At 26.0% G+C, this 17,436-nt stretch carries 13 protein-coding genes; 9 read left to right on the top strand and 4 right to left on the bottom strand.

The features are described 5' to 3' along the window. Window positions 1–204: 204 nt before the first annotated feature. Complete coding sequence (locus NG904_RS13635) at window positions 205–2,223, top strand: methyl-accepting chemotaxis protein (protein ID WP_252232051.1); 2,019 nt, start codon at window positions 205–207, stop codon at window positions 2,221–2,223. A gap of 261 nt (window positions 2,224–2,484) precedes the next feature. After that, window positions 2,485–4,506, top strand: coding sequence for a methyl-accepting chemotaxis protein (locus NG904_RS13630; protein ID WP_252232049.1), 2,022 nt, complete (start codon window positions 2,485–2,487; stop codon window positions 4,504–4,506). Window positions 4,507–4,709: 203 nt separating this feature from the next. Here NG904_RS13630 and trpS read toward each other — a convergent pair whose 3' ends face one another. Beyond that, window positions 4,710–5,720 (bottom strand): tryptophan--tRNA ligase, encoded by a 1,011-nt coding sequence (trpS, locus tag NG904_RS13625; RefSeq protein WP_252211812.1) that lies wholly within the window; start codon window positions 5,718–5,720, stop codon window positions 4,710–4,712. A 277-nt stretch (window positions 5,721–5,997) separates the two neighbouring features. Between trpS and NG904_RS13620 the strand changes: the two genes are divergently transcribed. Continuing rightward, entirely contained in the window at window positions 5,998–6,546 is a 549-nt protein-coding gene (locus NG904_RS13620; RefSeq protein ID WP_252226615.1) for an ECF transporter S component, read from the top strand. 280 nt (window positions 6,547–6,826) lie between these two features. Here the strand turns inward: NG904_RS13620 and NG904_RS13615 are convergent, their stop codons facing one another. Next, window positions 6,827–7,924: a GerAB/ArcD/ProY family transporter gene (locus tag NG904_RS13615; protein ID WP_012449583.1), complete on the bottom strand. Its 1,098-nt coding sequence runs from the start codon at window positions 7,922–7,924 to the stop codon at window positions 6,827–6,829. A gap of 179 nt (window positions 7,925–8,103) precedes the next feature. Between NG904_RS13615 and NG904_RS13610 the strand changes: the two genes are divergently transcribed. The 6 genes from NG904_RS13610 to NG904_RS13585 all read left to right on the top strand — a co-directional run bounded on the left by NG904_RS13610 (window position 8,104) and on the right by NG904_RS13585 (window position 15,356). Continuing rightward, window positions 8,104–9,510: a spore germination protein gene (locus tag NG904_RS13610; RefSeq protein ID WP_012450321.1), complete on the top strand. Its 1,407-nt coding sequence runs from the start codon at window positions 8,104–8,106 to the stop codon at window positions 9,508–9,510. Beyond that, the gene (locus NG904_RS13605) at window positions 9,500–10,618 is read left to right on the top strand and encodes a Ger(x)C family spore germination protein (protein WP_252232041.1); all 1,119 of its coding nucleotides are present in this window, start codon (window positions 9,500–9,502) and stop codon (window positions 10,616–10,618) included. Before NG904_RS13610 ends, NG904_RS13605 begins: the two co-directional genes overlap by 11 nt. Before the next feature lie 336 nt (window positions 10,619–10,954). Beyond that, window positions 10,955–12,175 carry a tyrosine--tRNA ligase gene (tyrS, locus tag NG904_RS13600; RefSeq protein WP_252232039.1) on the top strand — a complete coding sequence of 407 codons (1,221 nt, stop codon included), beginning with the start codon at window positions 10,955–10,957 and terminating at the stop codon, window positions 12,173–12,175. 272 nt (window positions 12,176–12,447) lie between these two features. Further along, on the top strand, window positions 12,448–14,325 hold the full coding sequence (locus tag NG904_RS13595) for a flagellar hook-length control protein FliK (protein WP_252232037.1): 1,878 nt from the start codon (window positions 12,448–12,450) through the stop codon (window positions 14,323–14,325). Window positions 14,326–14,372: 47 nt separating this feature from the next. Continuing rightward, entirely contained in the window at window positions 14,373–14,633 is a 261-nt protein-coding gene (locus tag NG904_RS13590; protein ID WP_252211819.1) for an EscU/YscU/HrcU family type III secretion system export apparatus switch protein, read from the top strand. Window positions 14,634–14,663: 30 nt separating this feature from the next. Further along, window positions 14,664–15,356, top strand: a complete 693-nt coding sequence (locus tag NG904_RS13585; protein ID WP_252232035.1) for a metallophosphoesterase — start codon at window positions 14,664–14,666, stop codon at window positions 15,354–15,356. 287 nt (window positions 15,357–15,643) lie between these two features. Here NG904_RS13585 and NG904_RS13580 read toward each other — a convergent pair whose 3' ends face one another. Together NG904_RS13580 and NG904_RS13575 are read right to left on the bottom strand one after the other, a co-directional pair. Further along, window positions 15,644–16,609, bottom strand: a complete 966-nt coding sequence (locus NG904_RS13580) for a methyl-accepting chemotaxis protein (protein ID WP_252211822.1) — start codon at window positions 16,607–16,609, stop codon at window positions 15,644–15,646. 46 nt (window positions 16,610–16,655) lie between these two features. Beyond that, window positions 16,656–17,336, bottom strand: coding sequence for a DUF2225 domain-containing protein (locus NG904_RS13575; protein WP_252211823.1), 681 nt, complete (start codon window positions 17,334–17,336; stop codon window positions 16,656–16,658). Window positions 17,337–17,436: the final 100 nt, after the last annotated feature.

Here is a 17,436-nt window from a genome sequence, read left to right as displayed (position 1 = left end):
TATAAATATAATAAAGTAGTTAAGCATAAAAATCATTTAAAACAGAGTCTTATATTATTAAGTTTTAAATGGTTTTTATGCTTTTTATTGTTAAATTAAGTTGTATATTATTAAATTTAATTAAAAATTAAAATAAAAAATGCTCAAGTGGATAATAAAATTATCGATATTTATATTATAAAACAATAAAAGGGGATAGTTATAATGAAGGCTAATAAAAAAGTAGATATTAAGTTAAAGTTTAGATCTATTAAAAATAAATTGGTTGCAATAATGATAAGTATTGCAGCAATTCCTATATTAGTATTAGGTATTTCATCACTTACTGGATTTACGATTTCAAGTAATAATGAATTTAAGAAAAGTGGGATTAGTTTAGGACAATCTGTTAAAGAAAATGTAAATTCAAAATTTAATACTGTAGAAGAGGTTATGGATTACATAATAAATAATAATACCTTTGATGATACGGAAGAATCAAACAGAAAGATAAATGAAGATTTTGAATTATTTAAAGAAGGAAATAAAGATATAGTTACAGCTTATTATTACAGTGAAAATAGTAAAAATTTTGTAATGTATCCTTATGAAGATATGCCTAAGAGTGATTATACAACTAGAGATTGGTATATAAAAGCAAAGGAAGCAAAGGAATCAAAGGATAAATTTGGTATAACAGATGTATATGAAGATATAAGTAATAAAGAGTATGTGGTTACTATTTCTAAAACTGTTGTTAAGGACAATAAATTTCTAGGGGTTTTATGCGCAGATTTTAATTTAAGCAGTATTGCAAAATCAATATCTAATATTAAATATGGTAAAAATGGGATTTTAGCAATATTTGATAAAAACGGTACAGTAATTGCACATACAAATAGTGAATACATAGGAAATAATAATATAACCAATAATTCACAGTGGAATAACATACTAAATGTAAATGAAGATTTTATAGATATGAATATTGAGGGGTCTCAATATAAAGTTAATTTTACAACATTAGATGAAATTGGATGGAAAATATTACTAGAAATTCCTGACTCAGAATTTAAAGAAGCTCAAAAAAGTTATAAAATAGTTTTATTTATAACAGCAATTATATTGTTAACACTTGCAATAATTTTAGGAAGAGTATTTTCTATTAAATTAGCTAAAAATATAATTAAGATTAAAAAAGCAATAGGAAAGACAGCAACTGGAGATTTTAGTGAAAAAATCAGCATTTTAACTGGTGATGAATTAGAAGAATTAGCTGTGAGTTTTAATGACATGCAAGAAAATGTCTCAGGATTAATTTATAATATTGATAATTCTATTAAAGAGGTTAATGATACTTCGGTTAATTTATCTAGTATGAGTGAAGAGGTATCATCAGCAATTTCTCAAGTAGCAGATACTATTGGTGAAATTTCTAAGGGAAGTATGGAATCGGCACAAAATCTTGAGATTTTATCAAGTAATTTAGAAGATGTATCAACTGAAATAAATACAATTAATACTGCAAGTAAAAATATAAATAATTTAGCAATAGACACTAATAATTTAAGTAAAGAAGGACTTGATATGATAAAGACTATTATGGATAAATCAAGTCAAACTAAAGAAAGCACAATTGATGTTAGCAATGTAGTTTCTATCGTTGCAGAAAGTGTACAAAGTATTGCATTTATGAATGAAGCAATAGCTAAAATTACTGAACAAACTAATCTATTAGCATTAAATGCTGCAATAGAAGCAGCAAGAGCAGGAGAAGCTGGAAAAGGATTTGCAGTTGTAGCAGATGAAATAAGAAAATTAGCAGAGCAAACAGCACAATCGGCTAAAGAGATAGATAAAACAATAAAAACAGTTTCTACAAATGTTGATAGAGCAGTTTACCAAGTAAAAGAAACTAGTAAAGCAGTGCAAAGTCAAGAAGAATCAGTTTTAAATGCAGAAAATATTTTCAATAATATATTATTATCAATAGATGATTTAACAAACAAATTAGAAGAAATTACATCTGGAGTTGAGGAGGTTACTTTAAAGAAAGATAATATTGTAAATCAGGTTCAAAATTTATCAGCTATAGGAGAAGAAACCGCAGCAGGAACAGAAGAAGTATCAGCATCATCAGAAGAAGTATCAGCATCTACTGATGAATTTGTTAAATATGCAGGTGAATTAAAAGAATTATCAAATAGCTTAAATGATGAAATACAACAATTTAAGCTTAAATAAAAGGATTCGTTGACATATGTAAAAAGATATGATTAATCCAGTAATAAATTAATGATTTTGTACTGAGTTTAAATCATATCTTTTTATTTTTACTAATTTTTAAAATGTTAATATTTTTTTATTAAGATTTATATCTAAAATTTAAAAAACTAAAAACTACAAAAAATTCAAGAAAATATATATATTTACGAAAATATTAATATAAATTAACTAAAGAACATAATATATTATTCTAATAAAAAATAATAAAGGGGGATTTTGATGCGCTATAATAAAATAAGATCTAAAAATAAAGTTTCATTATTAAATTTTAAAACTCTTAAGAGTAAATTAATAGCAATTATGATAACTGTTGCAGCAATTCCGATTTTTGTATTAGGAATAACATCTATAGTAGGATTTTCAATTTCTAGTGATAGAGATTTTAAGAAAAGTGGAGTGAGTTTAGGACAAGCAGTAGATGAAACTATAAATACAAAAATTAATAGTATTGAAACAATGTTAAATCATATTATTACTAGACATAATTTTGATGATAGTGAAATTGACAATAATGCTTTATATGAAGATTTAAAATTGTTTAAAAATGGAAATGTAGATATTGAAAATGCATATTATTATAGTGGAAATAGTAAAAAGTTTGTTATATATCCTGATGCAGACTTTGATGATAAAGATTATACAAAAAATGAATGGTATGTAAAAGCTAAAGATGCGAATGGCAAGTTTGCTTTTACAGATGTTTTTGTAGATATGGCAACAAAACAATATGTAGCAACAATTTCTAAGGCTATTATAAAAGATGGTAAAGTACAAGGTGCTTTATGTATAGATTTTAAATTAACAAGTCTTGCAGATGCAATAGAGAATATTAAGTACGGCAATAATGGGGAATTAGCAATTATTGATAATAATGGTATTGTAATAGCACATACAAATAAAGAGCTAATAGGAAATGCTGATATAGCTAAAAAACAAGAATGGAATTACATACTAAATTCAGATAGTGGTTTTACTAAAATTGGTGAAAAAGATAAGAAAGATAGTATAAATTTTACGACTTCACATTTAACTGGATGGAAAATATTACTTAAAATACCTGAAGCTGAACTTATGAAATCACAACAAAGTTATAAAAGGATTTTAATAATAACAGCACTTGTATTATTAATATTTGTAATAATTTTAGGAAGAAATTTTGCTGTTAAATTATCTGAAAATATAAATAAAATTAAAGAAGTAATTAAAAATGCAGCAAATGGAGATTTTACAGATAATATTAATATTTCAACGGGAGATGAACTTGAAGAGCTTGGAAAGAGTTTTAATGAAATGCTTGAAAATATTTCTTATTTAATTGGGAAGGTGGATACATCAGTTCATAGAGTTAACGATACTTCATCAGGATTAGCAAATATGAGTCAAGAAGTATCATTAGCTATTAGTCAGGTTGCTAATACTATTGGAGAAATATCAAATGGAAGTATGGAGTCAGCGGAAAATCTTCAAAGTTTATCAGAAAATTTAGATGGTGTATCTAATGAAATAAATGTAATAAATGATGCGGTTAAAAATATAAGTAAATTAGCAACAGATACAGATGGTTTAAGTAAAAAAGGGCTTGATATGATACAAGACATAATGGACAAGTCAAGTCAAACTAAAACAAGCACTTTAGATGTAAGCAATGTTGTTAAAGTGGTTTCAGGAAGTGTACAAAATATAGCTTTAATGAATGAAGCAATAGCTAAAATAACAGAACAAACAAATCTTTTAGCATTAAATGCAGCCATAGAAGCAGCAAGAGCAGGGGAATCTGGTAAAGGATTTGCAGTTGTTGCTGAAGAGATAAGAAAACTTGCAGAACAAACATCTGAATCAGCAAAAGAAATTGATTCAATAATAAAAGAAGTTGCTACAAATGTTAATAAAGCAGTAAATGAGGTTGATAAGACTAATGATGCTGTTAATAGTCAGGAAAAGTCTGTATTAAATGCAGAAAGTATATTTAACAATATAATTTCTTCAATAAATAACTTAACAAATAGAGTTGAAGAAATAGCTGAAGGAATTAATGAAGTTACTTTAAAGAAAGATAATGTTGTAAATCAAGTTCAAAATTTATCTGCTATAGGAGAAGAGACAGCAGCGTCATCACAAGAGGTATCAGCATCAACTGAAGAAGTGTCTGCATCTACTGATGAATTTGTTAAATATGCAGGTGAATTAAAAGAATTATCAAATAACTTAAATGATGAAATACAACAATTTAAGCTTAAATAAAAGGTTATGTTGATATATTCATAAGCAAAGCTGGGCAGAGTAATTAAATTTAGGGATATAAAATTAATATAGTCCAATTTAGCTTACTTCTAATATAAAAATAAGACAAGCAATAAATGTAATCTTATACTAAGATATCAACATTTCTTTAAAACAAAAAGCTATGATTTAAAAATCATAGCTTTTTGTAATTATTACAAATTTTATCTTGGAATGAATCCAACTTTCTTTTGCATTTTTCTTAAAGTTTTATTTGCTATATAAGATGCTTTTTTAGCACCTTCTGAATAAATTTCTTCAAGTTTTTTCTTATCTTTTAAGAATTCTTTAACTTTTTCTTGGACTGGAACTAATTCTTCAATTACAGCATCAGCTACATCATTTTTAAGTTCGGCATAGCCTTTGCCTTCATAGTTTGCAACTAAAGATGTAGGATCAACACTTTTAATAGTACCTAATATATTTAATAAATTTTTAACTCCAGGTTGATCATCAGTATAGTTTACTATACCAAGACTATCTGTTACAGATTTACTAATTTTTCTTTTAATAACGTCTGGTGGATCCATAATTAATATAAAGCCATTAGGATTGTCATCTGATTTTGACATTTTCTTTAATGGATCTTGAAGACTCATAATTTTTGCACCAGCTTTTGGAATATAAGGATCAGGAATTTTAAAAGTATCACTATAAGTATTATTAAATCTTGCAGCAATATCTCTTGTTAATTCTAAATGTTGCTTTTGATCAGCACCAACTGGAACTAAATCTGTATTATATAAAAGTATGTCTGCAGCCATTAATACTGGATAATTAAATAAACCAGATGCTATTGAATCACCATACTTTTGAGATTTATCTTTATATTGAGTCATTCTACTAAGTTCACCCATATAAGTATTACAAGTAAGTATCCATGCAGCTTCAGTATGAGCTGGTACATGAGATTGTATAAATAATGTATTTTTATTTGGATCTATTCCTGCAGCAAGATATATAGATAATAATTCTAAAGTTCTTCTTCTTAAATCAGCAGGTTTTTGACGTACTGTTATAGCATGTAAATCAACCACACAATAATAAGTTTCAAATTCATCTTGCAATTTAACCCAATTTTTTAACGCTCCAAGGTAATTCCCTAAAGTTAAATCACCAGAAGGTTGAATACCACTAAATATTACTTTTTTACTTTCAACTATATTTTCTGACATAAAAACCCCTCTTTCTAAGGTAAATAATAATACTTATATTATAGGTATTGCATAGATGTAAGTCAATTATTACAATAATTAGTATTTTAAAATATGGCTCTGTTTTAGCAGAGCGTTGATATATGCATAAGCAAAGCGAGCGAAATTCTCAACTCTCCATTTTCAACTAACAAAGTTTAAATAGTCATTTATTTTATGAATTGTATGGGTACATTTGCTATGAATCGAGTTGGAATATATAATAAGCTCATTAAATTTATTTTAGGGGGAAAAAATTATGCAAAGTGAAAGTAAAACTTTAAATGTTAAAGAATTGGTGCTAATGGGGCTTATGATAGCATTAGTATATCTGGCAGGTAGTATAATAAAAATTCCATCACTTGGAGGTTTTGTTCACATTGGGGATTGCATGGTGTTTTTATCTGTAGTATTACTAGGAAAGAAAAAAGGTGCTATAACAAGTGCATTAGGAATGTTTCTTGTTGATGTATTAGGTGGTTATTATTTATGGGCTCCATTTACATTAATTATTAAAGGAATGATGGCATATATTGCTGGATGTATTTTGGAGAAAATGAAAAGTAATAATTCTTTTATAAAGAATACAACAGCATTTGCTATTAGTGGAGTATTTATGATTGTAGGTTATTTTGTTGCTGGGACAATTATGGCAGGATTTTTAACTGAAAAAGCAGGAGTAGTTCAAGGATTAATATATGCTTCAAAAGATATAGTAGGTAATATAATTCAAGTTACAACTGGAGTAGTTATAGCATTACCGTTAAGTGGGGTATTGCTTAAAGCTAAAAAAGCGGTGTTGAATTAATCTTTATTTTAAGTATTAGTGATATGTGCATAAGCAAAGTGGACTGTGTGAAGGTTTGCGGAATAAATATCAAATTTTGATAATCACTTTTGGGTACTTCATTTTGATAAATAATTAATTCAACAAATCTTTATTGAGAATTCTAAAAAGAAAATTTCAATGCAAATTTGTGTTTATACTAAAATGTTAATTCACTTAATATAAAACTATTATATTGCAAAATAAAAATCGGATAATAAATATTTATTATCCGATTTTTATTTATGATTAATTTAAGACCTTAATTTACAATACTTTTTTTATTTGAATTAACTTTTAATTTTATCGAAATTATAAAACACGATATAAGTGGTATTAATAGTAGTAAAACTATTGATGCCAATTCAAAATATTTTAAGAAGTAAAATAGTATATAGCTATTATTTGAAACTAAGTAGGATAATATAAGAACTACAACTAAAAAAATACTGAAGAATATTTTTTTACTTTTTATTTTGTCGTGATAAATTAAAAATATTGCATATCCAGATAATACAAACTTAATAAAGAACCCCACAACAATTCTAAAAATATAAAAGAATTCACCAAATTCTATAAATTCTAATATCTGAATTATATCTGATTGAATAAATCCAGGATAAAATATGTTAGCTGATCTTTCAGCACCCAATGTTGCAATTACTCCTATAATTGAAAATATTGTTATTATCGAAACAAATAAGAGTGAAATTAGAGTATTCTTTTTTAAATCTTTTTTACTGTTTAGTAACTTTAAATAAGGAAGAACAATACAAATTGAGGATAGAGAGCCCAATAAAAAGAGTATACATTTTATTGAATCTATATTTAAATCATTATGTAAAATAGGGAAAATATATCTATAATTTTTATAAGGTTCAATTAAAACAGCAAGTATACCATCATTTAACAATAAAAGAGAAAAAGCAACTATAACAAATACTAATATTGAAGAAAATTTTCTTGTTAATAAATAAATACTAGGAACAAGAAATAGTAATAGATAGTATCCAATTGAGGATTCTAAAAATAAATTTGTATATATAAAATTAGATTCTATTGATGTACTTTCTATAGCATTTAATAATAGTCCAATTGAAAATAAAAATAAAAAGATATGTGCAATAGGTTTAGGTAAATATTTTTTCATTGATTTCACTAAATCCGGACTGTCTAATTTACTTAATGTGTTTATTATAAAATAAAAAAATAATATCAAAATTAATAATGATATTAATAAATATACCCAAGTATCTTGTTTGCCATATTTTATAAAGAATGAACTATAAGTTCTAAGGCTAATTAATGTGGTTGCTAATATTAAAATTACGAAATGTTTGGTTGATAAATAGTTTTTCATTTGAGATTCGCCCCTTTTAAGTACTATATATAATAATTCATAAATTTTCCATGGTGATCAAATAATGATTCAAATTATATTTTGATTATTTCAATAAAAATAATACCTTGATTTTAGTATTAACAAAAAAATGAATATTAAACCATTTAAGAGAGATAATATTTTTAGGTGATGTATTTATGAATGAAAATCTAAATTATTTTAAAAAAAGATTTGAAAAAGCATTTGATGTAAAGTATAGGGATGTTGATACTAAACTTGGAAAGGCAACTTTGATATTTATTGATACATTGTGTAATTCACAATTTATTAGTGATTATATTGTAAGTCCACTGAAAAATTATAGTTATGAATGCAAGTCTTTAGATGATATTGTCACTAAGGTATTAGAGATTAATATAGTTGGTAATGTCAAAGATTTGGATGATGCAGTATTACATATATTATCAGGAGATATAGTATTAACATTTGAAAATGAAGAAAAAATGATTTTCTGTGAGGTAAAGGGGTTTCCCACTAGAGGTATAAGTATCCCTGTTACAGAATCAGTAGTAAAGGGTCCAAGGGAAGGTTTTAATGAATTATTTGTTAATAGTATTTCATTAATAAGAAGAAAAATTAAAAATTCAGATTTAAAATTTGAACCTTTATATGTTGGAGAAAAATCACAGACTGTTGTATGTTTGTGTTACATAGAAGGAGTGGCACCGGATTATTTAATAAATGAGGTCAAGGAAACAATCAATAATTTACATTTAGATTTTATATTAGATACTAATTATATAGAAGCTAAATTAAGAAAGAAAGATTCATTATTTGATACTGTTGGATATACAGAAAAGCCAGATGAAGTAGCAGCCAAAATAATGGAGGGAAGAGTAGCGGTACTAGTAGATGGAACACCATTTGTATTAACAATTCCATATTTCTTTTTAGAAAATTTCCAAACCCCAGATGACTATTATTTAAATAGACTTTTTGTAAATTTTTTGAGAGTGTTAAGATGGCTTGCATTTTTCTTGGCTACATTTATGCCAGGATTATATGTAGCTGTTGTTACACATCATTTCTCATTACTTACGCCAATGTTTACATTTAGGCTAGCTGTTGCAAGGGCTGGAGTCCCGTTTCCAACAGTTTTTGAGGTGATAATAATGATGTTAGCTTTCCAACTGATTAAGGAGGCTGGATTAAGGTTGCCTCAACCAATTGGTGGAGCTATGAGTATAGTTTCAGCATTAATACTTGGAGATGCAGCAGTAGGGGCTGGTATAGCATCAAGAATAACAATTATTATAGTTGCATTAAGTACATTGAGTTACTTTTTGATTCCTAAAATATATGGAGCGATTTCTATTTGGTCAATAGGTGTTGTAATACTTAGTGCATTCTTTGGATTACCAGGATTTTTTATGTCATTTATAATTTTATTAAGTAATATATCAGATTTAGAAACAGGAGGATATTCATTTTTATTTCCTATTGCAACAGATACAACTTATAAATTTAGGGATACAATATTTAGAGGCAGATTAAGTAAAATTTCTAAGACAATAATAGGAAAGGGGAAAAATAATGCAAATTAAAAGAGCTTTTATAATTTTATTAGTAATTTTAATGTCATTTTCTATGGTTTCCTGTTTTAATTATCATGATATAAATAAGGTTACTTTTGTAACTAGCGTTATATTTGATGAAGATGAAAATTCTAATGTTGTTTTGTACTTAGATTGTGTTAAAGCATTTAGAAATGCTAATGAGAGTATTGAAAAAGGAAAGAGATTAATATATAAGGGTGAAGGAAAAACAGCTTTAGAAGCTATTAGAGATGTTAATATGGCAGCTAGTTTTAAATTAAATTTTACTCAAAATAGAGCATATATTTTTACTGGGAATGCTGTTAAAAATGGAGTGAAAAAATATGTAGATTTAATAAATAATGATCCTGAATTTCCAATAACACCAAACATGTTTGCTTATTTTGATGATGTGGATAAACTTTTAGAATTATCAAGCAGCGATGAAGAGTACTTAGGATTGTTTTTAGATGATTTAGTAGGAAAAAATGAAAATTCTTCAAAAGTAATAAAATTAAATACAAATAAGTATATGATAGAAAGATTACTACCTAACAATTTATCTATTATGAGTACATTAAAATTAAAGGAAGATGCACGAGATAAAAAAATAGAATTAGGTGGTGGAACAATAATTCGAAATGATAGAATGATTGGAAAAATAGATACATTAAATACATTAAGTTATAATCTACTAACTAATAAAATTGAAAGTGGAATATTAGAAGTTGTAAATCCAAATGAAAAAAATAATTTTATAACATTAAAGATATTAGATTCTAAAATAAAAACATCTGTAGATTATTCTAATGACAAAATAGTATTAAATAAAAAACTTAAGTTAAAAACTAATATTGCTGAATCACAAAGTAAATTTATAGTGGATAAGGAATTTTTAAATAGTATTTGCAAATTAGAGGAAGAAAGTATAAAAACACATCTAAAAGATACATTTAATGAGTATAGAGAAAAAAATGTAGATATATTGCAAGTAGTGAATTTATTAAATCAAAAATATGGATATGAAAAAGAAGAAGACTATTTATCTAAAGTAGAACTTAATGTTGAGGTAGATATAGATATAAAAGGAAGTGGTAGAATTAAAAATAGTTTATAGATAAATATTTATTGACTATTTCAATAACATGTTTATACTATAATATCAACATTTATTTAAAATATTACCAATAATCAAACCATGCTTTAAGTTAAAACTTGATTTTGTAGTAGGTATGAAATTATAAGTTATTTCTCTTTAAGCATGGTTTTGTTTTAATTACTCAGACCACTTTGTTTATGCATATATCAATACTAACATAAAACAAAGTCTAATTATTAACTTTTGAATTGTTGCCAAAATATAAGGATAACGATATACTATAAATATTGTAAGTTAAATGTATATAATAGTAGATAATTGAACTTAGTTCAATAATTTAGGAGGTTTATAGTAATGGCAAATGTATTAGATGAGTTACTTGATCGTGGGTACATAAAACAATTTACTCATGAAGAGGAAACAAGAAAATTATTAGAAAATGAGAAGGTAACTTTTTATATAGGATTTGATCCAACAGCAGATAGTTTACATGTAGGTCACTTTATAGCGATGATGTTTATGGCTCATATGCAAAGAGCAGGACATAGACCAATAGCTTTATTAGGCGGCGGAACAGCAATGGTTGGAGATCCAAGTGGTAAGACTGATATGAGAAAAATGCTTACTAAGGAACAAATACAACATAATGTTGATTCTATAAAAAAACAAATGGAAAGATTTATAGACTTTTCTGATGATAAAGCCTTAATAGTAAACAATGCAGATTGGTTACTAGATCTTAATTATGTTGACTTTTTAAGAGAAGTAGGAGTTCATTTCTCAGTTAATAGAATGTTAAGTGCAGAATGTTTTAAACAAAGATTAGAAAAAGGATTATCATTCCTAGAATTTAACTATATGTTAATGCAAGGATATGATTTTTATGTTTTAAATCAAAAATATGGATGTAAGATGGAACTTGGTGGAGATGATCAATGGTCTAACATGATTGCTGGTGTTGAACTTGTAAGAAGAAAAGCACAAGGTGATGCAATGGCTATGACTTGTACATTATTAACTAATAGCCAAGGACAAAAAATGGGTAAAACTGTTGGTGGAGCATTATGGCTTGATGCTGATAAAGTATCTCCATTTGACTTCTATCAATATTGGAGAAATGTTGATGATGCAGATGTAGAAAAATGTTTAGCATTATTAACTTTCTTACCAATGGATGAAGTAAGAAGATTAGGTGCCTTAGAAGGTGCTGAAATTAATGGAGCTAAGAAAATTCTTGCTTATGAAGTTACAAAACTTGTTCATGGAGATGAAGAAGCTAAGAAAGCAGAAGAAGCAGCTAATGCTTTATTCTCAGGTGGTGCTGACATGTCAAATGTACCAACAGTAACTATAGCTAAAGAAGATTTAGGTTCAACAGTTTTAGATGTAATAGCTAAGGCTAAAATAGTTCCATCTAAAAAAGAAGGAAGAAGATTAATAGAACAAGGTGGTTTATCTATTAATGGAGAAAAGATCACTGAATTAACAAGAACGTTAAACGAAGATGATTTTAAAGATGGATCTGCCTTAATAAAAAGAGGTAAGAAAAATTATAATAAAATAAAAATACAATAGTAAAGCTATAATGCCACTGTGCACTTATACTAAAATATCAATATTTGTTTTAAAAATAACATATTGCAATTAAAAAATAGGATTTGAAAAATTATTTCAAATCCTATTTTTTTAGGTAATTTAATGGTTATTAAGATTTTGATATATTATAATTATATTTCTTATATGTTAATTTATTCATTATTATAACGATAAATAAATAGGATAGTTAGAAAAAATAATTTTACGGTTTGTTTAATATATAATTTATGATTAAAGGGGGGAATAAATAAATGCCAGGTATTTGGAATGTAAATAATGTCTATAATAATAGTAATACGAGAAAATTTTCTAGTAAATTAACTTTTTCAGTAGGGGAAAAATTTAGTGGAAGAATTGTATCTAAGGGAGAAGGTAAAGATGTTACTATAAGATTATCAGATGGATGGCAGTTCATTGCAGAACTTGATGGAAATGTTAACTTAGATGATCTTAAACTAGTAAATTTTCAAGTAGAAGATTTTAAAGATGGAAAATTAAAATTAGTATCCAGTGAACAAAAAGGTGAAGAGGTCTCTAATGAAGTATTTAAAGATATAATTGATAAAGAAGGTTTATCTAAAGAAGATATAAATATATTAGAAAAAATGATTAAACATAATATACCCTTAACTAAGGATAATATAAATAAAATTAAAGGATTAATTCAATTCAATGAAAATATAAACTTAAGCTCAGACAATATAGATGATTTTATACAAAATTATCTTCAAAGCAAAGGGATTGATATAAATACTCCTAAGGGAGAATTTATAAAACAAAATCTTGTGGAATTTTTCAGTAATTTTAAAAATATGTCAAGTGATGAAATATTATTATTTTTAGAAAACAATATGGAATTTTCAACAGAAAATATAAAAAGCTTTAATGAGCTTTTTAAGGGTGATTTATCAATAGAAAAATTATTATATAAATTATCTCAGGAGTTAGATAATTCACAATCAAATTTAAAAGATATACAAAATAAAGAGATAATAACTAATAAAGAATATTTAAATAAAGAAAATATAAATAATGAATTTTTAAAAAATAATAATAAAAATTCTTTAATATCTAAAATATATGATTCAAATGATGTTTCAAAGAATAAAGTTAGTGTTGTATCATTACTAAAGAGTATTACTGGTGACAATGAGAGAATTTTAAATGATTATTTAAAGGATATAATTAATTCTAGAGCTGAGAATTTAACAACGAAAGAATTTAATAGATTAATTTCATTAACATCAAAATTTGAAGACAGTGATATAGTAAATTTAATCAAAAATGAATTATCAGCTAAAGGATTATCTGATGAAACTATAAAATCCAACGGTCTAGAGAGTAAAGTTATAGATGGTAAAAATTTATTAGAGAATACTTTAGGAAAAATTTTAAATAAAGAAGTAAATTTAACTGATGAAGAATTTAAAAGATTTAATGATCTTATTAAATATAAATTACAAACTAACATAAATGAACAGGACGTAAAACAAGAAGCAGTTAAGTTTGATAAAAGTCAAACTTCTCAATTAAAACCTGATCTTAATAATTTATATTCAAAAGATATTGAAAACTTCTCAAATAAAGATTTGATAAAACAAGAAATGGTAAACAAATTTAATGAGGTAAAAAATATTGTAAAAGATATAATAAACAATATTGATAATAAAGCAGTAGGTTATGAGAAGGTTATGGAAATGATAAAAGGTAATATTGGAGAATTTAAAGTATTTAATTCTATAAGTGAACAGTATTATTATTTGAATTTTCAAGTTCCTGTTAATGCAGAAGAATATCCTTGCAAACTAATTATAAAAGACAATAGAAAAGATGGAAAGAAAATAGATAAAACTAATGTAAAAATGGTTGTTAATGTTAAAACTATACATTTAGGTGATGTTGATGGATATTTAACGTTAAAAGATAATAGGATAGATATAAATTTAAAGTGTGATAATAAGTATGTAGATATAATAAGTAAAAATAAGAGTAAATTAAAATCCGGATTAGAAACACTAGGACTAATTACAGACGTTAGTGTTTCATTAAGAGAAGAACCTATTAACTTAGTAACTTGTGGCAAATTTTTTAATGATTTAAGTATCTCAAATATTGATATTAAGGTATAATAAAGTAGATATATTTTGAGTGTAAATTGTTTATGGAGTGAGTATATATGACTGAAAGAAAAAAAGCAGCAGCTCTTAAATATGAATTAAATAATACTGAAGCTCCAATTATAGCAGCATCAGGAATGGGACATATTGCAGATAAAATAATAGAAAAGGCACAAGAAAATGAAGTTCCCATAGTTTATAATAAAGAGTTAGCAAATTTGTTATGTAACGTTGATGTTGGAGATGAAATACCAACAGAGTTGTATGAGGCAGTAGCTCATGTAATAGCATTTGTAACTGATATAGATAAAACACTATAATTGTGTAAAAAACGGAAAGGTGATAAATTAATGGCACTTTATACTATTTCAGATTTGCATTTAGCAATGAATGTTGAAAAGCCAATGGATATATTTGGGGAAAATTGGGTTGGGCATTGTGAAAAAATAAAGAAAAATTGGCTAGAAAAAGTTAACGATGATGATATGGTATTAATAGCAGGAGATATTTCATGGTCACTTAAGGAAAGCGATAGCAAGTTTGATTTAGACTGGATAGATTCTTTACCAGGTAAAAAAATTATAAGCAAAGGAAATCATGATTATTGGTGGGGAAGTATATCTAAATTAAATAAACTATATGAAAATACAAAATTTCTTCAAAATAATTTTTATACTTATAAAAATTATGCCATTTGTGGTACAAGAGGTTGGATCTGTCCTGGGGGAGATAAGTATTCATCTAAGGATGAAAAAATTTATAGTAGAGAACAAATAAGATTGAAATTATCTTTAGAGTCGGCAAAAAGTAATGGATATGAAGATATTATAGTTATGATTCATTATCCTCCAACTAATGATAAGTTTGAAAAATCAGCCTTTTTAGAAATATTTAAAGAATATGGTGTAAAGAAAGTTATATATGGACACCTACACGGTCCATCATTAAAAGGTAATTTATTAGATGGTGATTTAGATGGAATAGAATATATATTATCATCAGCAGATTATCTTAATTTTAATCCAAAGCTTATTATGGAATAAAGATGTAGAAAAAATATTTTTTCTACATCTTTTCTTTTTTTGTTAGTTTTAATTTAAGGCTATGTTTTAAAACAGTGTTGATATATGCAATATGTGAAGTGGCATTGTAAATGGACTTTTAGAACCCTTAATAAGTATTGTTACATTTACTGCTTGTCCTAATTTTATATTGGGAACAAGCTAAAATGGGACTATACTCATTTTAGTGTTCTTAAGTTCATTTACTCCGTCCACTTTGCTTATGCATATATCGACACTCTGCCAAAACATAGCCTTAAATTAATATATTATTTAGTAATACTTTTACTTAGGTTGTTTAATGTATTGTTAAAGTTATCTAAAGAATCTGATTGAACATCTAATTTAGACGCAATTTCTTGAGTTAATTCAGAATTTTTTCTTGCAATATCATTTACTTTTTCAACACAATTAATAACATCATCTTTTTTATTTGAAGCAGTTGTAAGATTTCCTATACAAGTTGTAATTTCATCAATAGTTTCTTCTATAGAAGATTTAATATTATTAAAACTACCTTTTGTAGCATTTAATGAAGTATGTTGAACAGCTAAAGCGGAATTTCCAGAATTCATAGCTTCTGATGCTTGAATTATATCTGTTTTAATTTCTTCTAATATATCTGTTATACTTTGAACCGCTAATTTTGAGTTTTCTGCAAGTTTTCTTACTTCACCAGCAACAACTGAGAATCCCTTACCAGCTTCACCAGCTCTTGCAGCTTCTATTGCAGCATTTAATGATAAAAGATTTGTTTGACTAGCTATTTGACTGATAGAATCAGTTATCATATTTACAGATTCTAATTTACTAACTAAAGCATTTATAGTTTTAGTTGAAACTGTAAACATATGTTGTAATTCATTTAATGATGTATCTAAATTTTCAATTGATACAATTCCATTATCAGCGACTTTATCTGTATCTAATACTTGTCCATGAACATTAGCAACATTTAATGCTAATTCTTCCATATTAGATCTAAAATCATGTAATAAATCTGTTGCATGGTTTGCTTCATGATTTTCAGACATTGATAAGTTTGCTAAATGTGATACTGATGAATTAATATCGTTAATAGAGTTATGAATTTTAGAACTTTCAATTTTTAATTCAGAAAGACCTGTACCTATTTTACTAATTTCTGAATTATCATTAGTTTGTGGTAAAGTGATATTTTGTGTATTTTCTAAAGTCTTATCTTCTGTATATCTTTTGTTTTGAAAAAATCCCATAAGATTTTATCCCCCTTTATTTATAGTTCTAAAGTCTTTAATTATATTAATTATCGTTTGCTTTTATTAAATCTCGACCATTTCTAGCTAATTCTTTTATTTTATATGAAGCCCCAATAGTTGTTATAGCTTTAGAATACCATATAAGGGCCTCTGAATCGTTACCAAGTCGTCTATTTAGTTCTCCTAAAATATACATTGTAGAATCACGTTGAAGACCATACATGGGAAATGATTCTACAATGTATGCTTCATTAAAACCTTTTAATGCTTTTTCTAAAAAATGCAATTCATTTTGTATATCACCTAAAAGTCTATACATCCAAGCAATTTTTAAAGAAATCATAGCTTTGTTGCTATAATTAGAGTTTAATATTACAGAAGTCACTAATGCAAGTTTATAACGCTCAACAGCAATACTTGCAGTAATTATATCTGGATAATCTCTAGGTTTCCATAAAGGTTTTATCTTTTCTAAAACAATTTCTTTCTGATGTTTTTTTATCTTAAAAAAATCTATTTTCATAGAAGCATATCCGCAATTGTTACAAATCCATATATCATAAAAATAAGGATTTGGTGAAGAATATCTTATGAAAAAATCAGAATCTTTAGATAGTATCCTTGGCGAATTAACTTTCACAGCATTAACTTTAAATTTAAATTCACATATAGGACAATGCACTTGCTTTAGAAATAAATGTTTTCTTATTTCTGCCTCACACACTTTATTTCACCTCAATATAAATTACATGTCAAATTATAATTTACTTTTATTAAATTTATAATTTTAACCATTAAATTATACCACAATATACTATTAAAAA

Origin of the sequence: Clostridium sp. ZBS15, assembly GCF_023845705.1 — a bacterium.
Lineage (GTDB): Bacteria > Bacillota > Clostridia > Clostridiales > Clostridiaceae > Clostridium > Clostridium aquiflavi.
The sequence above is the reverse complement of the archived record's forward strand: the minus strand, read 5'-3'. Positions and strand labels throughout refer to the sequence as shown.